Raw genomic sequence first — 22,759 nt, 5'->3', positions numbered from 1 at the left:
ATTGAAAGTATCTTGTAAAATAATTTTTTCAAGACATCATAGTAGGGAAGCATGGTTTGTTTTAATTTTATTATCTAATTTTTAAAGAAAGCTTTAATGTATTTGAATTTACCTTTGTACGGTGGTAAATGTAGCCCAGATTCTAATCGAGTAGATTTGAAAATGTAACTTTTTTCATGAGTAAAGGTATCAAATGAATATTTACCATGATAACGTCCCATACCTGATGTACCAACACCACCAAATGGTAAATTAGGATTTGCTAATTGCATCAATGTGTCATTAATAGCACCACCACCAAACGACAACTCATTTAATACACGTTGTGTTGCATTTTCATCTTCACTAAATAAATAAAGACTTAAAGGTTTAGGTCTTTGATGTATAAAATTAATAGCTTCATCAAATGATTGATAAGTTAAAATCGGTAAGATTGGACCGAATATTTCTTCTTGCATAATTGCTGCATCACTAGTGACATTATCTAACAATGTTGGCTCAATGTAGCGTGCATCTTCATCGCTATGACCACCAAATACAATATTCATTTGCGCATCATTAAGTAAGGTAGTAAGACGATGATAGTGTTTTAGATTTACAATGCGTCCATAATCTGAACTTTGTTGAATATTTTGACCATAAAATTCACGCAATGTTTTGGATAGGGCTGTTATTAAGTCATCTTTCACAGATTCGTGGACTAAAATATAATCTGGTGCGACACATGTTTGTCCTGCATTTGTGAATTTACCAAAACAAATTCGCTCACTTGCAACTTTAATATTGGCTGTTTCATCTACAATAACAGGAGATTTTCCACCCATTTCTAATGTTACTGGCACTAAATTTTGACTTGCAGCTTGATAAACCACTTTCCCTACATTTTCACTTCCTGTAAAGAAGATATAGTCAAAGGGTAAATGAATTAAAGTTTGTGTTTCTTCAATCCCACCTTCAATAACTTCGATGTAATTTGCATCAAATGTATCATTGATTAAACGTTTTATAACGTTGGCAACATTTGGTGTTAATTCAGACGGTTTAATGATGGCTGTGTTTCCAGCAGCAATTGCTCCTATAAGTGGTTCAAATACTAATTGGAAAGGATAATTGAAAGGCGCAATAATTAGTACTGTTCCATAAGGTTCTTTTTTGATATAACTTTTGGTTGGAAATAAATATAAGGGTGTGTCTACATTTTTAGTTTTAGTCCAATTTTTAAGTTCTTTACGTGCATTTTTGATACTTTTTAAAGTAATACCGATTTCTGTGGCATATGCTTCAACTTTATTTTTACCCAAATCTTGAAATAATGCCTCTAAAATATCATGTTCATATGATTTGATGGCTTTACTTAATTTTTTTAACTGTTGTTTACGAAAATTAACATCTTTTGTCTGTTGTGTATTGAAAAAGGCTTTATTATTGTAAAATGTTTGCTCGATACTATTCATAGTGATAAGAACCTCCTTATTATTAATTTTTTGAAAAGATAACAAATAGCCTTTTTACAGCGTATTTTAAAAATTTAAGTGTCATCTTAATAATATATTGTTAATGAAAAAAGTGTGATGAGTCAGTTGTAAATATATTTATAACTTTAATCATAACGAAAAAGGTATAGAGAAAACAAAAATTTATACTCGACGTTGTAAATAAAGGTTTAAAAGGTATAAGAATATCGAAATAAAGTTACACAAATTACTATATATTATATTCATTAAGATCAAGTAGCAGTGCTAAAGTTAACATCAGGAGATAGCTAAAATTACAATTAGTTCGTAATCTTAAATTGGTAATGTATATACATATATCTCATTTTACAAATGTGTCTATTACTATCCGATACACAAAAAACAGCTCATTAAAAGTAAAGTTATATCTACTTTAATGAACTGTTGTTGAATTATATACTGTCAAAAATTGAGCAGTTACGTATGGAACTTATTTTGTTAATGCTTCAGTGATTTGAGGTACGATTTGTTTTTTACGAGAAACTACACCAGATAAGAAGGCCATGTCATCTTCTAATTGAACATTGAATGCCTCACCGACTTTATCTTTTTCAGCACCTACAACTAAAATTTTAGAATCACTATTAATAATATCAGTTACAACAAGTACGAATAAGTCGTATTTTTCTTGAGCACTGACAGCAAGCATTTCTCGTTCTAAATCTTCTTTGCGATTTAACACTTCGTCAAGGTCAACTGCATTTACTTGTGCAATACGTGTCACGTAATCACCCATAGTGAATGATTTAGCATCCATATTTAATAAGAATTCAACTGATTTGTCAGTTGTTGAAGCACCTGCTTTTAACATATCTAAGCCGTATTTTTGAATATCAACTTTAGCGATATCTTTTAATTCTTCAGCTGCCTTAACATCTTGTTGTGTACATGTTGGTGATTTGAAAAGTAGACTATCTGAGATAATTGCTGATAACATTAAACCAGCAATTTCTGGTTTAATTTCAAAGCCACGTTCTCTGAACATTTTGTAAAGGATTGTAGCTGTACAACCAACAGGTTCAGCACGATAACATAAAGGACCAGCAGTTTCGAAATTTGCAATTCTGTGATGATCAATTACATGTTTAATTGTAGCAGATGCAATCGTATCTGAACTTTGTTGGAATTCATTATGGTCAACTAAAATAACATCTTGACCATCTAAATCATCCGTTAGTAATTCTGGAGCAGGAACATTAAATTTATCTAAAGCAAATTGAGTTTCTGCACTCACATCACCTAAGCGGTATGCTTTAGCACCTGAATTGCCTCTAAGTTGTTCAAATTCTGCCATAATAATCGCAGATGAAATTGCATCAGTGTCTGGATTTTTATGTCCGAAAATATATGTTTTAGCCATTGTCAAATATCTCCCTTGTATATTGTATTCTTTAAAATTATTTTAGCACGATTTAAACGTGTTGTTCTACCTCTGCACCTAATGAGTTTTTAAAATGTGCAAGTGCCCATTCATGCCCTTTTTGATTAAATGAAGCTACACCCTCAGCAGGTACCGAAATTTTATAGCCTAGATTGTATGCAGAAATTGCTGTGTGTAATACACAAATATCAGTACATACGCCAACGATTTCTACTTGATTAATACTTCTTTCTCTCAATAAACTATCAAGTGGGGTACCAAAGAACGAATCATAGCGGGTTTTATCAATGAAATGTACATTAGATTGCGCTTTGATTGTTTCATATAATTTACCAACTTTACCGTATAATTCTCTGCCACGAGTTTCTACTATATTGTGTGGTGGGAATAATTTACTTTCAGGATGATGAATGTCATGTAAATAATGTAAATCCATTAAAAAGAATATATGGTCTTGATAATAATTAAAATCATTGATACGAGAAACAATAAAATCTTCTATATTTTGTCCAGGTTTACCACAAGTAAGTAAGCCATCGTCTGCGATAAAATCATATGAATAGTCAACAACTAATAGTGCGCGATGTGTCATTCAACATCTCTCCTATATAATAATAATATAAACTCCCATCTATTCATAAATGCTAGAGTAATTTTTAACCCAAATGGTTAATATATAAATATAGATTAAGTATATAGATTAATCAACTTTTTTGGAAGAGTAAATAACGCAATCACTCAATATTATGGGATATTTTTGAACTATATTTAAAAAAATGAATTCATAAATACTAGATATGGCAAGTAAGTAACTAAGATAGCAATGCGAGGATTTATGAATATATGAATGCTGTAGATGTTAAATGAGTAACTTAAAGTAATTTTGGTATGTGAATCTAATCAAATATAGAAGGATTACAATTTGAATAATGGGATATTATAAGAAGTAATTAGAAAATGAACAAAGGATGTCAAATTATGCATATTAATGCGAAAGATTTTGGATTAACTGGTCATAATAAAAAGAAAGATACACGAGCAATACAACGTGCACTAAACTACGGTTATCGCCAGCAGACAACAGTGTATATACCAAAAGGTACATATAACATTTGTAAACCATTGACAATATACGGTAATACAACATTAGTGCTGGATAATGAAACGATATTACGACGTTGTAATTCTGGAACACTATTAAAGAATGGACATCGTTATGGATTTTACAGAGGTTATAACGGCAACAGCCATATTCATATTAAAGGAGGAACATTTGATATGAATGGTGTGGATTATCCTTACAATAACACGGCCATGTGTATGGGTCATGCAGAAGACATTCAATTAATTGGCGTGACAATTAAGAATGTGGTTAGTGGTCATGCTCTTGATGCTTGTGGTATCGATGGACTTTATATCAAAGATTGTTCGTTTGAAGGATTCGTAGATTACAGTGGCGAACGTTTTTACTCTGAAGCGATACAGCTAGATATTCAAGTACCTGGTGCTTTTCCGAAATTCGGAACTACAGATGGCACGATTACTAAAAATGTCATAATTGATCACTGTTATTTTGGACCTTCGGAATTGAATGAAATGGGGAGCTGGAATCGGGCTATTGGCTCACATGCAAGTAGACATAATTGTTACTACGATAATGTTCACATTATTAATAATACATTTGAAGGCATACAAGGCTATGCATTGACACCTTTAAAATACAAAGATACGTACATTATTAATAATAGATTTATCGATTGCCAAGGAGGAATAAGATATCTAGGAGTAAGAGATGGTAAAAATGCAGCGGATGTATTAACTGGAAAAGATTTAGGATCACAGGCTGGTATAAATATGAATATCATTGGAAATGAATTTTCAGGACCAATGGAAAAAGATGCTATACATGTACGCAATTACAATAACGTAAAACATAAAGATGTTCTAATAGTAGGTAATAAATTTAATAACCCCTTGCAGACGATACATTTAGAAGATATTGATAGAGTTTTTTTAAGTCCAGTTGAAGCGGATATTAAAGTGACAACAATCAATGTCAGTGATATAAAAAAAGAAAGTGGATATAAATAGGATTGAGCATAAGATTTTTTTGTGAAAGCGCATTCATAAAATGGTATAAATATGCTATAATAAACCCAATTATCTGAAAAAAGGGGCATTTTGACGGTAAAGATAATACAAGTTATACAACTTTCTGTATGTTTTTAAAGTTAGTTAGCTATGCTTGTCAGAATCAAAATGAGGGGGATTTTATGGCTTATTTTAATCGATATCAATTAACGACTTCAAAAAGGTATTTAACTTTCTTTTCAACATCAAAGAAAAAGAAACCATTTAGTATGGGACAACTTATTGGGCTAATATTAGGACCATTGCTTTTTCTTTTAACTTTAGTGTTCTTTCATCCACAAGACTTACCTTGGAAAGGTGTTTATGTATTAGCAATCACATTATGGATCGCAACATGGTGGATTACGGAAGCGATACCAATTGCAGCGACAAGTTTATTGCCAATTGTGTTGTTGCCATTGGGACACATACTTACACCAGAACAGGTATCATCTGAATATGGTAATGATATTATCTTTTTATTTTTAGGTGGATTTATATTAGCAATCGCTATGGAAAGATGGAACTTACATACGAGAGTAGCTTTAACAATTATTAATTTAATTGGCGCGAGCACTTCGAAAATATTACTTGGATTTATGGTTGCAACGGGATTTTTATCAATGTTTGTATCGAATACCGCAGCTGTAATGATTATGATTCCTATTGGTTTAGCAATAATTAAAGAGGCGCATGATTTGCAAGAGGCAAATACGAATCAAGAAAGTATTAAAAAATTTGAAACATCATTAGTTTTAGCAATTGGCTATGCTGGTACAATTGGCGGATTAGGTACACTTATCGGAACGCCGCCGCTAATTATTTTAAAAGGGCAATATATGCAACATTTTGGACATGAAATTAGTTTTGCGAAATGGATGATTGTAGGAATTCCGACAGTCATTATTTTATTAGGTATTACATGGCTTTACTTAAGGTATGTTGCATTTAGACATGACTTAAAATATTTACCTGGTGGTCAGAAGTTAATTAAACAAAAGTTAGATGAGCTTGGAAAGATGAAGTATGAAGAAAAAGTAGTACAAACCATTTTTGTCCTTGCCAGTTTATTATGGATTACAAGGGAATTTCTATTGAAAAAATGGGATGTTACATCGGCTGTAGCAGATGGTACGATAGCTATCTTTATTTCAATATTATTATTTATTATTCCAGCTAAAAATAGTGAAAAGCATCGACGTATTATTGACTGGGAAGTAGCAAAAGAGCTTCCTTGGGGAGTATTAATTTTATTTGGTGGCGGTCTAGCATTAGCAAAAGGGATTTCACAAAGTGGTTTGGCAAAATGGTTAGGTGAACAGTTGAAATCATTAAATGGTGTCAGCCCGATTATTATCGTAATAGTCATTACTATTTTTGTTTTATTTTTAACTGAAGTAACATCTAATACTGCTACGGCAACGATGATTTTACCAATTTTAGCAACATTATCTGTAGCTGTGGGTGTTCATCCATTGTTATTAATGGCGCCAGCAGCAATGGCGGCCAATTGTGCATACATGTTACCAGTTGGAACACCGCCTAACGCGATCGTATTTGGTTCGGGGAAAATTTCTATTAAACAAATGGCATCTGTAGGATTTTGGGTAAACTTAATTAGTGCGATTATCATTATATTAGTTGTTTATTATGTTATGCCGATAGTTTTAGGTATTGATATAAATCAACCATTGCCTTTGAAATAGGAAATGCAGTTTAGAATAAAAAAAGTATCATTAGCATGTAAAGAACTAGTTGAGAATATATATAAACAAAGCAAATAAAAGAAAGTCAACCAAGGATATATCCCAATTTTAATCCTTGGTTGACTTATTATTTTATTAACAATGTAGAATCTGGAAAATAATGTTTAATTAAAAGCACCAATTAGCTCTACCTTGAAATCTAATGTTTCTAAAATAGTAATAACTTTTTTTATATCTGTTGTAATTGCTGAGTCAGCTTGAACAAAAAAGCGATACATACCTAATTGTGTTTTTAATGGACGAGACTCTATCCAAGATAAATTAATATTAAACAAAGCAAATGTATTCAATACACTGGCCAATAACCCAGGTTTATCATGCATTGGTGTGATTAAAAACATCAGTGATGTTGCATTTTGATCAAATTGTTGCTTATTTTTAATGACTAAAAAACGAGTCACATTATGTGGATAGTCTTCAATATGCGTATCGATAGGTGTATAACCGTATGCTTCGCCGCTACCTAAAGGTGCAATTGCTGCAACACCATTTTCAATTTTATCTAAACTTTGAATAGTACTATCAACATAATCATACTCAAATTGATGTTGATGTAAATAATTCGTTGTTTGACTAATCGCTGGTGCAATAGAATACACTTTTTTAATATCAGAAAGTGTATCAACACCATTTCCGTATAGTGCAAAGTTAATGTCTAAACGAATTTCACCATGTGCAAAGACATCTTGTTGGGCAAGTGCGTCAGCCACAATATTAATCGTCCCTTCAATAGAATTTTCTATAGGGACAACGCCAACAGAGTTATTATCATCTGCAACTGATTTGATGACTTCGAATAAGTTTGACTTCGGTTGGAAAGTTGCTTCATTTTCAGAAAAACATTGGCGACAAGCCAAATATGAAAATGTTCCTTTAGGACCTAAATAATATAATTGCATATGCTACACCTCAAACTACTTAATGATGGAAAGGGCACTGGTTAGCATGTGATTCTTGCTTTTTATAGAAAAAGTTAGGATCTCTAACTGTATTGTCATAGCCATGATGATAATTTGACGTAAGTGTCGGTGATAATGGTGGCGCTAGCCAAGACCATTTTCCGGTTACTTTGCGTCCTTGTTGTGCTTCATTACGTTCGAATAGTTCGAATTGTTTCGCAGCAGTTAAATGATCAACAATGGATACGCCTTCTTTTTTAAAAGAATGATACACAGCATAGTTCAGTTCAACAAGTGCTCGATCTTTATTAAATGAATTATTTTTAAGTGTATCAAATTCAAAAGCATCTGCAACTTTTTCTAGTAAATTGTAACGATAGTCATCTATAAAATTACGTACACCAATTTCTGTTACCATATACCAACCATTAAAAGGAGCAGTAGGGTATACGATACCACCAATTTTTAAATCCATATTGGAAATAATAGGCACTGCATACCATTTTAAGTTAAGATTTTTTAATTTAGGATAGCCATCATGTTCAATCGGAACTTCTTTAATTAATGTACTAGGATACTCATAGAATTTAACCGATTCATTAGGCAATTGATAAATCAGTGGTAACACATCAAAGTTAGTGCCTTTTCCTTTCCAACCTAAATGATTCGCTAATCGAGTGACTTCTTTTTCAGCAGGATCACCACAAGAGTCATAGCCTGCATATCGAATAAGTTGATTGTTGAAGATTTTCGGCCCATTATTTGGTGCATATATAGTAATATAAGGTTTTAATTTACCATTATTGGTGGCTTGAGTAATATGATTAATAATTGATGATAAAAATGATTCTTCATCCTGTATATCTCTCGCGTCAACAACATTGAGTGAATCCCAAAATAAGCGACCAATACAACGATTTGAATTACGCCAAGCCATCTTAGCGCCATAAATCAGTTCTTCTTCTGTATGTGTATATGTCCCAGTTTCATTTATTTCTAGTTCTATGTCATGTAAACGTTTATGTATTATTTGTGATTCGTAATGACATTCTTTATACATGTTTTCTATAAAAGCTTGAGCCTCTTTAAATAACATTAACAACACCTCACTTTATATTATAATCTACATTTTTAAAATACTCTTATAAATTATGCATCTGTCATTAAATTGTTGCTTGATTAAGATTGAAAGTCTGTAAAATAAGGGATTCTAATACATATTAAAAATTGAATTATGATAAAATGTAAGAAAATATTGAGGTCGATTGGAGAGATACGAGTGTACCAATTAAAAGACGACAGTTTAATGCTACATAATGATTTATATCAAATAAATATGGCTGAAAGTTATTGGAATGATAATATACATGAAAAAATGGCTGTATTTGATTTATATTTTAGAAAAATGCCATTTAACAGTGGATATGCAGTTTTTAATGGTTTAAAACGTGTGATTGATTTTATAGAGCATTTTGGTTTTTCAGAATCAGATTTAGAATATTTAAAATCTATCGGATATAAAGACGATTTCTTGTCATATTTAAAAGATTTAAAATTTACAGGAAGTATCCGTTCAATGCAAGAAGGAGAGCTATGTTTTGGAAATGAGCCATTACTTCGTGTGGAGGCACCATTAATTCAAGCGCAGTTAATTGAAACAATTTTGTTAAACATTGTAAATTTCCATACTTTAATTACAACAAAAGCAAGTCGAATTCGTCAAATTGCATCAAATGATAATTTAATGGAATTTGGTACACGTCGTGCGCAAGAAATTGATGCAGCATTATGGGGTGCTAGAGCTGCATACATTGGTGGATTTGACTCTACTAGTAATGTCAGAGCAGGGAAACTATTTGGTATACCAGTTTCAGGAACACATGCACATGCATTTGTACAAACTTATGGAGATGAATATACTGCTTTTAAAAAATATGCTGAAAGACATAAAAATTGCGTATTCTTAGTAGATACATTCCACACTTTAAAATCAGGAGTGCCGACTGCAATTAAAGTGGCTAAAGAATTAGGTGATAAAATTAACTTTGTAGGTATACGACTTGACTCAGGAGATATTGCTTATTTATCTAAAGAAGCAAGACGTATGCTTGATGAAGCAGGATTTACTGAAACTAAAATTATCGCGTCTAATGATTTGGATGAAGAAACGATTACGAGTTTGAAAGCACAGGGTGCTAAAGTAGATTCATGGGGTGTTGGTACTAAATTGATTACAGGGTATGACCAACCAGCATTAGGTGCAGTATATAAACTTGTTGCGATTGAAAATGATGATGGCACATATAGCGATCGCATTAAATTATCAAACAATGCAGAAAAAGTTACGACACCCGGTAAGAAAAAAGTATATCGCATCATAAATAAGAAAACCGGTAAAGCAGAAGGGGACTATATTACTCTTGAAAATGAAAACCCATATGATGAAAAGCCTTTAAAACTATTTCATCCTGTTCATACCTATAAAATGAAATTTATAAAATCTTTCGAAGCAATCGATTTACATCATAATATTTATGAAAATGGTAAATTAGTATATCAAATGCCGACGGAAAATGAATCACGAGATTATTTAACGCAAGGTTTACAATCGATTTGGGATGAAAATAAACGATTCTTAAATCCACAAGAGTACCCAGTAGATTTAAGTAAGGCTTGTTGGGATAATAAACATAAACGTATTTTCGAAGTAGCGGAACATGTTAAGGAGATGGAAGAAGATAATGACTAAATTACAAGATGTTATTGTAGAAGAAATGAAAGTCAAAAAAACTATTAATAGTGCTGAAGAAATCGCAGAATTAAAACAATTTGTAAAAAGTTATGTTCAATCACATTCATTTATTAAATCACTCGTATTAGGTATTTCGGGTGGGCAAGATTCAACATTAGTTGGAAAGTTAGTACAAATGGCAGTAAATGAATTACGTGAAGAGGGTATTGAATGTACATTTATAGCAGTTAAGTTACCTTATGGTGTTCAAAAAGACGCACATGAAGTTGAACAAGCATTGAAATTTATTAATCCGGACGAGGTTGTTACAGTAAATATTAAACCTGCAGTTGATCAAAGTGTCCAATCATTAAAAGAAGCAGGCATTGTACTTACAGATTTTCAAAAAGGAAATGAAAAAGCCCGTGAGCGTATGAAAGTACAATTTTCAATTGCATCAAATCGTCAAGGTATAGTAGTAGGAACCGATCATTCAGCAGAAAATATTACAGGTTTTTACACGAAATATGGTGATGGAGCTGCAGATATTGCACCTATATTTGGTTTGAATAAACGACAAGGACGTCAATTATTAGAATACTTAGGCGCGCCAAAACAACTATATGAAAAAACACCAACGGCAGATTTAGAAGACGATAAGCCGCAACTTCCTGATGAAGAAGCATTAGGAGTGACTTATGAAGCAATTGATGATTACTTGGAAGGAAAACCAGTTGCACCAGAGGATCAAAAAGTGATTGAAAATCACTATGTTAGAAACGCACATAAACGTGAATTAGCATATACAAGATACACATGGCCAAAAGCATAAATGTAAGACTTTGATTATGTAGAGGTAATTGTATATTTAGCTAAATGATTGAATCAAATGATAAATGAGACAAAAATGAAATTCTTAAATAAAAAATTTTTAATTCAGATCTGTGAAATGTGCATATAAAGCTAACTGAAATAATTTTAAGTATAAATCTAAAATAAGCTTAATTCACTATTTATTTCTTAGAGATTTCGTACTATATTATATTAATATGCATTCATTATGGTTAGATTGAAGCGGATTGAAAATTAAAGTGTTGAAAGAGAGTGTGGCGTCTTATGTCATTCGTAACAGAAAATCCATGGTTAATGGTATTAACTATATTTATCATTAACGTTTGTTATGTAACGTTTTTAACGATGCGAACAATTTTAACGTTGAAAGGATATCGTTATATTGCAGCGTCAGTAAGTTTTTTAGAAGTATTGATTTATATCGTTGGTCTAGGATTAGTAATGTCTAATTTAGATCACATCCAAAATATTATTGCATATGCATTTGGCTTTTCAATTGGTATCATTGTTGGTATGAAAATTGAAGAAAAACTTGCACTAGGTTATACAGTAGTAAATGTAACTTCGGCAGAATACGAGCTTGATTTACCAAATGAATTGCGAAATTTAGGGTATGGCGTTACACACTATGCTGCATTTGGACGAGATGGTAGTCGAATGGTGATGCAAATTCTGACACCAAGAAAATATGAACGTAAATTAATGGATACGATTAAAAATTTAGATCCAAAAGCATTTATCATTGCGTATGAACCAAGAAATATACATGGTGGTTTCTGGACAAAAGGCATTCGTCGTAGAAAACTTAAAAATTATCAACCAGAAGAACTTGAGAGTGTTGTAGAACATGAAATTCAAAGTAGCTGATAATGAAACTATTGCTGATTGTTTAACACGAATGAAGAAGCAAGGATATATGCCTGTAAAACGTCTTGAAAAACCTGTGTTTCAAGAACAAAAAGATGGAACAATTGAAGTTTCACATCAAGAAATCATTTTTATCGGAAAGAAAATTCAATAACATAATCCAATTTAAATAATGATTATTTGAAGAGGAAAGGCTATTCGAAGTTTGAGTAATTCTACTTTGAATAGCCTATTTTTATTTTCGCTTGTAGCTATGTCATTCAATTAGAATAAAAAGTGATTCTTTATCTTTTATGATGAGATGGTAAAAATTCCTGCCCTTTTTAATATGCAAAAGCGCAATTATCTCTATAATTAAAAGTGATAAAACTTAAAACTAAATGAGACAAGTGCGCCTATGTGTAATGATAAATTAGAACTACTAAGAATAATGGATGAAAATATAGTTTAGGTTAAAGTGTTGCGAACATTTACAATTAGAAATCAGTATCAATCTGTCATAGATAATTGTATTAATCTAAAAAATAAAATAAAATGAGAATATACGGAAATTTTTTATACATTTATAACCAATTCTGTTAAACTGTGAAGAGTAGAGTGTAAAACGAACATTATGAATTTTATGATAATTAATGTTCTGTTTTTATAAAAATATGAGTTTACATACGATAGGAGTTAAAAAAATGATTGAACGTTATTCAAGAGAAGAAATGTCTAATATTTGGACTGATCAAAATCGCTATGAAGCATGGTTAGAAGTGGAAATTTTAGCATGTGAAGCATGGAGTGAATTAGGTCATATTCCTAAAGAAGATGTACAAAAAATTCGCCAAAATGCAAAAGTAAATGTCGAACGTGCTCAAGAAATTGAGCAAGAAACTCGCCATGATGTTGTAGCTTTTACTAGACAAGTCTCTGAAACACTAGGTGAAGAACGTAAGTGGGTACATTATGGTTTAACTTCTACTGATGTTGTAGATACAGCTTTGAGTTTTGTTATTAAACAAGCGAATGACATTATTGAAAAAGATTTAGAAAGATTTATCGACGTTCTAGCTGAAAAAGCGAAAAATTATAAATATACATTAATGATGGGACGTACGCATGGTGTTCATGCAGAACCAACAACATTTGGTGTTAAAATGGCACTATGGTATACGGAAATGGAACGTAACTTAAAACGTTTTAAACAAGTTAGAGAAGAAATCGAAGTTGGTAAAATGAGTGGTGCAGTAGGTACATTTGCTAACATTCCGCCTGAAATTGAAAGTTACGTTTGTAAGCACTTAGGAATCGGAACTGCGCCTGTTTCAACACAGACATTACAACGAGACCGACATGCTTATTATATTGCGACATTGGCTTTAATTGCGACGTCATTAGAAAAATTTGCAGTTGAAATTCGTAATTTACAAAAGACTGAAACAAGAGAAGTGGAAGAAGCTTTTGCAAAAGGACAAAAAGGATCATCTGCAATGCCTCATAAACGAAATCCGATTGGTTCTGAAAATATAACTGGTATTTCAAGAGTGATTCGTGGATATATTACAACAGCATATGAAAATGTACCTTTATGGCATGAAAGAGATATATCTCATTCTTCAGCTGAGCGAATTATGTTGCCAGATGTTACAATAGCATTAGATTATGCATTGAATCGTTTCACTAACATTGTGGACCGTTTAACAGTATTTGAAGATAATATGCGTAATAATATTGATAAAACATTCGGCTTGATTTTCTCACAACGAGTTTTACTTGCATTAATTAATAAAGGAATGGTTCGTGAAGAAGCTTATGATAAAGTGCAACCAAAAGCTATGATATCATGGGAAACAAAAACACCTTTCCGTGAATTAATTGAACAAGATGAAACAATTACAAACGTTTTATCGAAAGAAGAATTAGATGAATGCTTTGATCCTAAACATCACTTAAATCAAGTTGATACTATTTTTGAACGTGCAGGATTATCAGAATAATTGACGAAGTGACGATATAGACCCGAACATAAGTATAAATTGCTACACTTTAGTAGATTAATGCGTTAAAATGACATAAAGAATAAAATTATAGGGGTTGTTTCGATATGCAAATTGAAAAATTACGTGGTGAAGCGTTAGATGAATTATTTGATGCAATACTAACGTTGGAGAATAGAGAAGAGTGTTACCAATTTTTCGATGATTTGTGTACTGTAAATGAAATTCAATCACTGTCTCAAAGATTACAAGTTGCAAAAATGATTAAGCAAGGTTATACCTATGCAACAATCGAACAAGAATCTGGGGCGTCAACGGCAACGATTTCTAGAGTGAAGCGTTCATTGCAATGGGGTAATGATGCTTACACAATGATTTTGGATCGTATGAATATTGAAACAAATGAATAATAAATAAACAACTAACAATGATTATCTATCCTTTGAATTCTGATAGATAATCATTGTTTTTTCACGAAAATTTTTATAGAGAAAAAGACGATAAAATTCATGTTAAGTCTTTAGAACTAGACACTTAAAAATGCTATAATCATATGTATGTTAAAAAAGGAGTTTCGGAAAATGTATGACATTAAAAAATGGCGCCATATTTTTAAATTAGACCCAGCAAAACACATTTCGGATGATGATTTAGATGCAATTTGTATGTCTCAAACAGATGCAATCATGATCGGTGGAACTGATGACGTTACAGAAGATAATGTTATTCATTTAATGAGTAGAGTTAGACGGTACCCATTACCATTAGCGCTCGAAATTTCAAACCTTGAAAGTGTTATGCCTGGATTTGATTTTTATTTTGTACCAACAGTATTAAATAGTACCGATGTTTCGTTCCACAACGGTATATTACTACAAGCACTTAAAACATTTGGGCATAGTATAGATTTTGAAGAAGTAATATTTGAAGGATATGTTGTTTGTAATCCTGAAAGTAAAGTAGCAAAGCATACAAAAGCAAATACAAGTTTATCGATAGAGGATATTGAAGCATATGCTCAAATGGCAAATTACATGTATCGCTTGCCAGTAATGTATATAGAATATAGTGGTGAATATGGAGATAGTTCTATAGTAAAAGCCGCATCAGAACATTTAACGGAAACACAATTATTTTATGGTGGCGGTATTTCATCAGAACAACAAGCTTTTGAAATGGCATCCATTGCAGATACAATTATCGTCGGTGATATTATTTATAAAGATATAAAAAAAGCATTAAAAACAGTGAAAATAAAGGAGTCTAGTAAATGAATGCGTTATTAAATCATATGAATACAGAACAAAGTGAAGCTGTAAAAACAACAGAAGGACCATTGTTAATTATGGCAGGTGCTGGTTCAGGAAAGACACGTGTTTTAACACATCGAATTGCTTATTTATTAGACGAGAAAGATGTCTCACCATACAACGTATTAGCAATTACTTTTACTAATAAAGCTGCAAAAGAGATGAAAGAACGTGTTCAAAAACTAGTAGGCGATCAAGCAGAAGTGATTTGGATGTCTACATTTCACTCTATGTGTGTTCGTATTTTACGTCGTGATGCGGATCGTATCGGTATTGAACGTAATTTTACGATAATTGATCCTACTGATCAAAAGTCTGTTATTAAAGATGTTTTGAAAAATGAAAATATTGATAGTAAAAAGTTTGAGCCACGTATGTTTATTGGAGCAATAAGTAATTTGAAAAATGAACTTAAAACACCTGAAGATGCTCAAAAAGAAGCAACAGACTATCATTCACAAATGGTTGCTACTGTTTATAGCGGGTACCAAAGACAATTATCACGTAATGAAGCATTAGATTTTGATGATTTAATCATGACAACCATTAATTTATTTGAACGTGTACCAGATGTACTAGAATATTATCAAAATAAATTCCAGTATATACATGTAGATGAATACCAAGATACGAATAAGGCACAATACACATTAGTTAAGTTATTAGCTAGTAAATTTAAAAATTTATGTGTTGTAGGTGATTCAGACCAATCAATCTATGGTTGGCGTGGTGCTGATATTCAAAATATTTTATCTTTCGAAGAAGATTATCCAGAAGCGAAAACAATCTTTTTAGAGCAAAATTACCGTTCAACAAAGACAATTTTAAACGCGGCAAACGAAGTAATTAAAAATAATTCTGAACGTAAGCCAAAAGGATTATGGACTGCGAATACAAGTGGTGAGAAAATCCACTACTATGAAGCAATGACTGAACGTGATGAAGCGGAATATGTTGTACGTGAAATTATGAAGCATCAGCGTAATGGCAAGAAATATCAAGATATGGCAATCTTATATAGAACAAATGCACAATCACGTGTGCTTGAAGAAACATTTATGAAATCAAATATTCCATATACTATGGTTGGTGGTCAAAAGTTCTACGATCGTAAAGAAATCAAAGATTTACTTAGTTACTTGCGTATGATAGCCAACAGTAATGATGATATAAGTTTGCAACGTATTATAAATGTTCCAAAACGTGGCGTAGGGCCATCATCAGTTGAAAAGATTCAAAATTACGCCGTTCAAAACAATATCAGTATGTTCGATGCACTTGGTGAAGCTGATTTTATTGGATTATCTAAAAAGGTGACACAAGAGTGTCTTAATTTTTACGAATTAATTCAGAATTTGATAAAAGAACAAGAATTTTTAGAAATTCATGAAATAGTTGATGAAGTATTAACAAAATCAGGATATCGAGACATGCTTGAACGTGAAAATACACTAGAATCTCGAAGCAGATTAGAAAACATTGATGAATTTATGTCTGTTCCACAAGATTATGAAGAAAATACTCCATTAGAAGAACAGTCACTTATTAACTTTTTAACTGATTTATCTTTAGTTGCAGATATTGATGAAGCGGATACTGAAAATGGCGTAACTTTAATGACTATGCACTCTGCAAAAGGTCTTGAATTTCCAATAGTCTTTATAATGGGTATGGAAGAATCATTATTTCCACACATTAGAGCGATTAAGAGTGAAGATGATCATGAAATGCAAGAAGAGCGACGTATTTGTTATGTAGCAATAACTAGAGCAGAAGAAATATTATATATCACACATGCGACATCTAGAATGTTATTTGGTCGTCCGCAGTCAAATATGCCATCGAGATTTTTAAAAGAGATTCCAGAATCATTATTAGAAAATCATTCAACTTCAAAACGACAAACAATTCAACCAAAATCTAAACCATTTGCAAAACGTGGTTTTAGTCAACGAACAACATCAACGAAAAAACAAGTGTCGTCATCTGATTGGAACGTAGGTGACAAAGTGATGCATAAAGCCTGGGGAGAAGGCATGGTCAGTAATGTAAATGAGAAAAATGGTTCGGTAGAATTGGATATTATTTTTAAATCACAAGGACCAAAACGTTTACTAGCGCAATTTGCCCCAATTGAAAAAAAGGAGGATTAAGGGATGGCTGATTTAACGTCTCGTGTTAACGAGCTACATGATTTATTAAATCAATACAGTTACGAGTATTATGTACAGGATAGTCCATCTGTGCCAGATAGTGAATATGACAAATTATTACATGAACTCATTCAAATTGAAGAGGAACATCCTGAATATAAAACTGTAGATTCGCCAACAGTTAGAGTTGGTGGCGAAGCCCAAGCCTCTTTTAATAAGGTTAATCATGATACGCCTATGCTTAGTTTAGGTAATGCTTTCAATGAAGAAGATTTAAGAAAATTTGATCAACGTATACGTGAACAAATTGGTAATGTAGAATATATGTGCGAATTGAAAATCGATGGCTTAGCTGTATCATTAAAATATGTCGATGGATATTTTGTACAAGGATTAACTCGTGGTGATGGTACAACAGGTGAAGATATCACAGAAAATTTGAAGACGATACATGCTATACCTTTAAAAATGAAAGAGCCTTTAAATGTAGAAGTACGTGGGGAGGCATATATGCCAAGGCGTTCATTTTTACATTTAAATGAGGAAAAAGAGAAAAATGGGGAGCAATTGTTTGCAAATCCTAGAAATGCTGCGGCTGGTTCATTAAGACAGTTAGATTCCAAACTTACTGCAAAGCGAAAATTAAGTGTATTTATTTATAGTGTGAATGACTTCACTGATTTTGATGCACGTTCACAAAGTGATGCTTTAGACGAATTAGATAAGCTAGGTTTTAAAACAAATAAAAATCGTGCGCGCGTTAGTGATATTGATGGTGTTTTAGAATATATTGAAAAATGGACGAGTCAAAGAGAATCATTACCATATGATATCGATGGTATCGTTATTAAAGTAAATGATTTAGATCAACAAGACGAAATGGGATTCACACAAAAATCACCAAGATGGGCGATTGCTTATAAGTTTCCAGCAGAAGAAGTTGTTACTAAATTATTGGATATTGAATTAAGTATTGGACGAACAGGCGTGGTGACACCAACTGCCATCTTAGAGCCTGTAAAAGTTGCTGGAACAACTGTTTCAAGAGCATCATTACACAATGAAGATTTAATACATGAAAGAGATATTCGTATTGGTGATAGTGTCGTTGTTAAAAAAGCAGGAGACATTATACCTGAAGTTGTCAGAAGTATACCAGATCGTCGACCTGATGACGCTGTCACTTATCATATGCCAACACATTGTCCGAGTTGTGATCATGAATTAGTTCGTATTGAAGGTGAAGTCGCACTTCGCTGTATTAATCCAAAATGCCAAGCACAACTTGTCGAAGGCTTAATTCATTTTGTATCAAGACAGGCTATGAATATTGATGGTTTAGGTACTAAAATCATTCAACAATTGTATCAACATGAGTTAATTAAAGATGTGGCTGACATTTTTTATTTAACGGAAGAAGACCTACTTCCATTAGAAAGAATGGGACAGAAAAAAGTTGATAATTTATTGACAGCAATTCAACGTGCCAAATCAAATTCACTAGAACATTTATTATTTGGTTTAGGTATCAGGCATTTAGGTGTTAAAGCAAGTCAAGTTTTGGCAGAAAAATACGAAACGATGGAACGTTTATTAACTGTCACTGAGGAAGAATTAATTGAAATTCATGATATTGGCGATAAATTGGCACAATCCGTAGTCACATATTTAGAAAATGAAGATATTCGTGCTTTAATTCAAAAATTAAAAGATAAACATGTTAATATGGATTACAAAGGTATTAAAACTTCAGATATAGAAGGACATCCTGAGTTTAGTGGTAAAACAATGGTACTGACTGGTAAACTACACCAAATGACACGAACAGAAGCTTCTAAATGGCTTACAGCACAGGGTGCTAAAGTAACGAGCAGTGTAACTAAAAATACAGATGTTGTCATTGCTGGTGAAGATGCAGGATCAAAATTAACTAAAGCACAAAGCTTAGGTATTGAAATTTGGACAGAACAACAATTTGTAGATAAGCAAAATGAATTAAATAGTTAGAGGGGTATGTCGATGAAGCGTACATTAGTATTATTGATTACAGCAATCTTTATACTCGCTGCTTGTGGAAATAATAAAGATGACCAAGCTGGAAAAGATAACAAAAAGCATAACAGTAGTTCAAATCAAGTAAAAGAAATTGCCACTGATAAAAATGTGCAAGGTGATAACTATCGTACATTATTACCGTTTAAAGAAAGTCAGGCAAGAGGACTTTTACAAGATAATATGGCGAATAGTTATAATGGTGGCGACTTTGAAGATGGTTTGTTGAATTTAAGTAAAGAAGTTTTTCCAACAGATAAGTATTTGTATCAAGATGGTCAATTTTTAGATAAGAAAACAATCAATGCCTATTTAGACCCTAAGTATACAAAACAAGAAATCGATAAAATGTCTGAAAAGGACAAAAAAGATAAGAAAGCAAATGAGAACTTAGGTCTCAACCCGTCACATGAAGGTGAAACGAATCCTGAAAAGATTGCGGAAAAATCGCCTGCCTATTTATCCAACATTTTAGAACAAGATTTTTATGGTGGTGGAGATACGAAAGGTAAAAATATTAAAGGTATGACGATTGGTTTGGCTATGAATAGCGTTTACTATTATAAAAAAGAAAAAGATGGTCCAACATTTAGTAAGAAATTAGATGATAGTGAAATTAAAAAGCAAGGAAAACAAATGGCTAGCGAGATATTATCTCGATTACGTGAAAACGATGATTTAAAGGATATCCCGATTCATTTTGCAATTTATAAACAATCAAGCGAAGATTCAATAACACCAGGTGAATTTATTACACAAGCAACTGCTGAGAAGAGTCAAACAAAGCTTAATGAATGGCATAATATCAATGAAAAATCAGCATTATTGCCTTCATCAACAGCAGCAGACTATGATGAAAATTTAAATAATAATTTCAAACAATTTAATGATAACTTGCAATCATATTTTTCTAATTTCACACAAGCAGTAGGGAAAGTTAAATTTGTTGATAAGAAACCACAGCGTTTAGTAGTAGACTTGCCAATAGATTATTATGGACAAGCTGAAACGATTGGTATTACACAGTACGTGACTGAACAGGCGAATAAATACTTTGATAAAATTGATGACTATGAAATTCGAATTAAAGATGGTAATCAACCACGTGCTTTAATTAGTAAAACAAAAGATGACAAAGAACCACAAGTTCATATTTATAGCAATTAATAAAAAAGGTACTATTGTTAATCAAAATTTTGATTAACAGCAGTACCTTTTTAATATGTTAAAACTAATGATTTATTTTTCTCGAACAATATCTCTAACTTTATTTAAATCTGTTTCTACAAATGCGCCTGGTTTTTTAGTAAGTTTACTTACAACATACGTAACGATAACACTTACAATAAAGCCTGGAATGATTTCGTATAAACCAAAGATTTCATTGATATGTGCTAATGGTTTGATCCATGCAATCCAAATAATAACAACAAGGGCACCTGATACCATACCACTTACTGCACCTGCACGTGTTAAACCTTTCCAATAAAGTGAGAATAATACAAGTGGACTGAATGATGCACCGAAGCCTGCCCATGCATTACCAACTAGGTTTAAAATAGTATCATTTGGATTCCATGCGATTGAAATTGCAACAATAGCTACAACTAATACGGATAATCGTCCAACCATAACGAATTCTTTTTGATGCGTTTTTGCTTTTTCTTCACCACGAATTAATTTATAAAAATCTTCTGTTAATGAGCTTGATGTTACAAGTAATTGTGAAGAAATTGTACTCATAATTGCCGCTAAAATGGCAGCTAGTAAGAAACCACCAACAAGCGGATGGAAGAGCACTTGGCTCATTACTATAAATAATGTTTCTGGATCTTCTAATTTAATATGATAAGCAGGTACAAATGCGATACCAGTTAAGCCAACAGCAACTGCACCTAATAAACCAACTGCCATCCAGCTAATTCCTAAACGTCTGGCTTTTGGTAACATTTTATGTGATTTAATAGACATAAATCTTACTATAATATGAGGTTGACCGAAATAACCTAATCCCCATGAAAATAGTGAAATAATACCTATGAATGACAAGCCTTTAAATAAATTTAAATTAGTAGGTTTCATTGCAGCAACATCATGAAACGTACCCCAACCATTTAAGTTCATCATAGCAACAATAGGGACCATAACCATCGCAATTAACATAATGACACCTTGGAAGAAGTCTGTAATTGATACAGCTAGATAACCACCAAAGAACGTATAGAAAATAACAATGAAAGCAACCAAAATTAAACCGAAATGGTAGTTTAACCCGAAGGCACTTTCAAATAATTTGCCGCCTGATACGAATCCAGAATGTGTATATAAAGTAAAGAATACAACAATGATTAATCCTGAAATAATTTTAAGAATATTATTTTTATCGTTTAAGCGGTTTTTAAAGAAATCAGGTAAAGTAATGGCATCTCCAGCTAATTCAGTATAAACACGAAGCCTAGGTGCAACAACGAAATAGTTAATGTAAGCACCTAACGTTAAACCGATTGTAATCCACATTGCTGAAAGTCCGGTACTATACACAGAACCTGGAAGCCCCATAATCATCCAACCACTCATATCCGATGCGCCAGCTGATAAAGCAGTGATGTATGGACCAATACTACGTCCGCCCAACATATACTCGCTTAGGTTTCCAGTTGCTTGTTTATAACCATAAAAACCTATAACAATAAGTATTAAGAAATAAACACCAATCATTATATAGGTTTGCCAATTGGCGTCAACTTGTTGACTTAATGCTGTCCCCATTGTAAGCATGATAAACACTCCCTTTATTTAATTTATAATTTAGTTACATGAAAACATTATACATAAAGATAAAAGTTTAGAAAAGTAGGAAAATTAAATTTATTCAGTTGAAAATACTTTTATAGCAACAAAGAAAACGCTTACGTAATTTTTGGGTGTGTGCAAATTTTTATAATTAAAATTGCATAATCATAATATTGTATTGGGTTGTCTAATATTAAAAGAGTGTTGTTTTCATAAAAAATGATTTGGAAAACGAATGATAATGTTTATACAGTTTATATGAAATTAAAGTTGTACCTCATAAATACTTAGATTTTTAATTGGAAATTTGATACAATTTAGTGATGAAT

Annotated in this window: 18 protein-coding genes; 12 read left to right on the top strand and 6 right to left on the bottom strand. The window is 32.2% G+C overall.

The window, feature by feature from the left end:
• Positions 1 to 74: 74 nt before the first annotated feature.
• The 3 genes from ML436_09605 to ML436_09595 form a co-directional block, all read right to left on the bottom strand.
• A complete protein-coding gene (locus ML436_09605) occupies positions 75 to 1,454 on the bottom strand; it encodes an aldehyde dehydrogenase (GenBank protein UMT77408.1) in 1,380 nt (459 codons plus the stop codon).
• A gap of 490 nt (positions 1,455 to 1,944) precedes the next feature.
• Positions 1,945 to 2,874: a manganese-dependent inorganic pyrophosphatase gene (locus ML436_09600; GenBank protein UMT77407.1), complete on the bottom strand. Its 930-nt coding sequence runs from the start codon at positions 2,872 to 2,874 to the stop codon at positions 1,945 to 1,947.
• 52 nt (positions 2,875 to 2,926) lie between these two features.
• Positions 2,927 to 3,487: a cysteine hydrolase gene (locus ML436_09595; GenBank protein ID UMT77406.1), complete on the bottom strand. Its 561-nt coding sequence runs from the start codon at positions 3,485 to 3,487 to the stop codon at positions 2,927 to 2,929.
• 386 nt (positions 3,488 to 3,873) lie between these two features.
• Here ML436_09595 and ML436_09590 point away from each other — a divergent pair, with 386 nt between their 5' ends.
• Positions 3,874 to 4,986 (top strand): glycoside hydrolase family 55 protein, encoded by a 1,113-nt coding sequence (locus tag ML436_09590; GenBank protein UMT79511.1) that lies wholly within the window; start codon positions 3,874 to 3,876, stop codon positions 4,984 to 4,986.
• A gap of 182 nt (positions 4,987 to 5,168) precedes the next feature.
• On the top strand, positions 5,169 to 6,731 hold the full coding sequence (locus tag ML436_09585) for an SLC13 family permease (GenBank protein ID UMT77405.1): 1,563 nt from the start codon (positions 5,169 to 5,171) through the stop codon (positions 6,729 to 6,731).
• A 164-nt stretch (positions 6,732 to 6,895) separates the two neighbouring features.
• Here the strand turns inward: ML436_09585 and ML436_09580 are convergent, their stop codons facing one another.
• The gene (locus ML436_09580) at positions 6,896 to 7,690 is read right to left on the bottom strand and encodes a prephenate dehydratase (protein UMT77404.1); all 795 of its coding nucleotides are present in this window, start codon (positions 7,688 to 7,690) and stop codon (positions 6,896 to 6,898) included.
• Between the two features lie 19 nt (positions 7,691 to 7,709).
• On the bottom strand, positions 7,710 to 8,786 hold the full coding sequence (locus ML436_09575) for a nitric oxide synthase oxygenase (protein UMT77403.1): 1,077 nt from the start codon (positions 8,784 to 8,786) through the stop codon (positions 7,710 to 7,712).
• Positions 8,787 to 8,969: 183 nt separating this feature from the next.
• Here ML436_09575 and ML436_09570 point away from each other — a divergent pair, with 183 nt between their 5' ends.
• From ML436_09570 to ML436_09525, 10 genes are all read left to right on the top strand, one after another.
• Positions 8,970 to 10,439 carry a nicotinate phosphoribosyltransferase gene (locus tag ML436_09570; GenBank protein UMT77402.1) on the top strand — a complete coding sequence of 490 codons (1,470 nt, stop codon included), beginning with the start codon at positions 8,970 to 8,972 and terminating at the stop codon, positions 10,437 to 10,439.
• On the top strand, positions 10,432 to 11,253 hold the full coding sequence (gene nadE, locus ML436_09565; GenBank protein UMT77401.1) for an ammonia-dependent NAD(+) synthetase: 822 nt from the start codon (positions 10,432 to 10,434) through the stop codon (positions 11,251 to 11,253). Before ML436_09570 ends, nadE begins: the two co-directional genes overlap by 8 nt.
• 284 nt (positions 11,254 to 11,537) lie before the next feature.
• On the top strand, positions 11,538 to 12,140 hold the full coding sequence (locus ML436_09560) for a DUF2179 domain-containing protein (protein UMT77400.1): 603 nt from the start codon (positions 11,538 to 11,540) through the stop codon (positions 12,138 to 12,140).
• Positions 12,121 to 12,294: an NETI motif-containing protein gene (locus ML436_09555; GenBank protein UMT77399.1), complete on the top strand. Its 174-nt coding sequence runs from the start codon at positions 12,121 to 12,123 to the stop codon at positions 12,292 to 12,294. The genes ML436_09560 and ML436_09555 overlap by 20 nt, the downstream gene beginning before the upstream one ends.
• A 529-nt stretch (positions 12,295 to 12,823) precedes the next feature.
• Positions 12,824 to 14,122, top strand: coding sequence for an adenylosuccinate lyase (gene purB, locus ML436_09550; GenBank protein ID UMT77398.1), 1,299 nt, complete (start codon positions 12,824 to 12,826; stop codon positions 14,120 to 14,122).
• A 107-nt stretch (positions 14,123 to 14,229) separates the two neighbouring features.
• Complete coding sequence (locus ML436_09545; protein ID UMT77397.1) at positions 14,230 to 14,532, top strand: YerC/YecD family TrpR-related protein; 303 nt, start codon at positions 14,230 to 14,232, stop codon at positions 14,530 to 14,532.
• 171 nt (positions 14,533 to 14,703) lie between these two features.
• Entirely contained in the window at positions 14,704 to 15,396 is a 693-nt protein-coding gene (locus ML436_09540; protein ID UMT77396.1) for a heptaprenylglyceryl phosphate synthase, read from the top strand.
• Complete coding sequence (pcrA, locus tag ML436_09535; protein UMT77395.1) at positions 15,393 to 17,585, top strand: DNA helicase PcrA; 2,193 nt, start codon at positions 15,393 to 15,395, stop codon at positions 17,583 to 17,585. The genes ML436_09540 and pcrA overlap by 4 nt, the downstream gene beginning before the upstream one ends.
• Before the next feature lie 3 nt (positions 17,586 to 17,588).
• Complete coding sequence (ligA, locus tag ML436_09530) at positions 17,589 to 19,592, top strand: NAD-dependent DNA ligase LigA (GenBank protein ID UMT77394.1); 2,004 nt, start codon at positions 17,589 to 17,591, stop codon at positions 19,590 to 19,592.
• 12 nt (positions 19,593 to 19,604) lie between these two features.
• A complete protein-coding gene (locus tag ML436_09525; protein ID UMT77393.1) occupies positions 19,605 to 20,804 on the top strand; it encodes a CamS family sex pheromone protein in 1,200 nt (399 codons plus the stop codon).
• A 72-nt stretch (positions 20,805 to 20,876) separates the two neighbouring features.
• Here the strand turns inward: ML436_09525 and putP are convergent, their stop codons facing one another.
• Complete coding sequence (putP, locus tag ML436_09520) at positions 20,877 to 22,415, bottom strand: sodium/proline symporter PutP (protein UMT77392.1); 1,539 nt, start codon at positions 22,413 to 22,415, stop codon at positions 20,877 to 20,879.
• Positions 22,416 to 22,759: the final 344 nt, after the last annotated feature.

Source organism: Staphylococcus roterodami (assembly GCA_022493055.1).
In the GTDB taxonomy this organism is placed as follows: Bacteria; Bacillota; Bacilli; order Staphylococcales; family Staphylococcaceae; genus Staphylococcus; species Staphylococcus singaporensis.
The sequence above is the reverse complement of the archived record's forward strand: the minus strand, read 5'-3'. Positions and strand labels throughout refer to the sequence as shown.

Excerpts from the sequence above, each read along its gene's own strand:
- ML436_09585 (UMT77405.1), top strand. The coding sequence starts at position 5,169 with ATGGCTTATTTTAATCGATATCAATTAACGACTTCAAAAAGGTATTTA.
- ML436_09590 (UMT79511.1), top strand. The coding sequence starts at position 3,874 with ATGCATATTAATGCGAAAGATTTTGGATTAACTGGTCATAATAAAAAG.
- purB (UMT77398.1), top strand. The coding sequence starts at position 12,824 with ATGATTGAACGTTATTCAAGAGAAGAAATGTCTAATATTTGGACTGAT.
- ML436_09580 (UMT77404.1), bottom strand. The coding sequence starts at position 7,690 with ATGCAATTATATTATTTAGGTCCTAAAGGAACATTTTCATATTTGGCT.
- ML436_09575 (UMT77403.1), bottom strand. The coding sequence starts at position 8,786 with ATGTTATTTAAAGAGGCTCAAGCTTTTATAGAAAACATGTATAAAGAA.
- ML436_09555 (UMT77399.1), top strand. The coding sequence starts at position 12,121 with ATGAAATTCAAAGTAGCTGATAATGAAACTATTGCTGATTGTTTAACA.
- pcrA (UMT77395.1), top strand. The coding sequence starts at position 15,393 with ATGAATGCGTTATTAAATCATATGAATACAGAACAAAGTGAAGCTGTA.
- ML436_09525 (UMT77393.1), top strand. The coding sequence starts at position 19,605 with ATGAAGCGTACATTAGTATTATTGATTACAGCAATCTTTATACTCGCT.
- ML436_09560 (UMT77400.1), top strand. The coding sequence starts at position 11,538 with ATGTCATTCGTAACAGAAAATCCATGGTTAATGGTATTAACTATATTT.
- nadE (UMT77401.1), top strand. The coding sequence starts at position 10,432 with ATGACTAAATTACAAGATGTTATTGTAGAAGAAATGAAAGTCAAAAAA.
- ML436_09540 (UMT77396.1), top strand. The coding sequence starts at position 14,704 with ATGTATGACATTAAAAAATGGCGCCATATTTTTAAATTAGACCCAGCA.
- putP (UMT77392.1), bottom strand. The coding sequence starts at position 22,415 with ATGCTTACAATGGGGACAGCATTAAGTCAACAAGTTGACGCCAATTGG.
- ligA (UMT77394.1), top strand. The coding sequence starts at position 17,589 with ATGGCTGATTTAACGTCTCGTGTTAACGAGCTACATGATTTATTAAAT.
- ML436_09545 (UMT77397.1), top strand. The coding sequence starts at position 14,230 with ATGCAAATTGAAAAATTACGTGGTGAAGCGTTAGATGAATTATTTGAT.
- ML436_09600 (UMT77407.1), bottom strand. The coding sequence starts at position 2,874 with ATGGCTAAAACATATATTTTCGGACATAAAAATCCAGACACTGATGCA.
- ML436_09605 (UMT77408.1), bottom strand. The coding sequence starts at position 1,454 with ATGAATAGTATCGAGCAAACATTTTACAATAATAAAGCCTTTTTCAAT.
- ML436_09595 (UMT77406.1), bottom strand. The coding sequence starts at position 3,487 with ATGACACATCGCGCACTATTAGTTGTTGACTATTCATATGATTTTATC.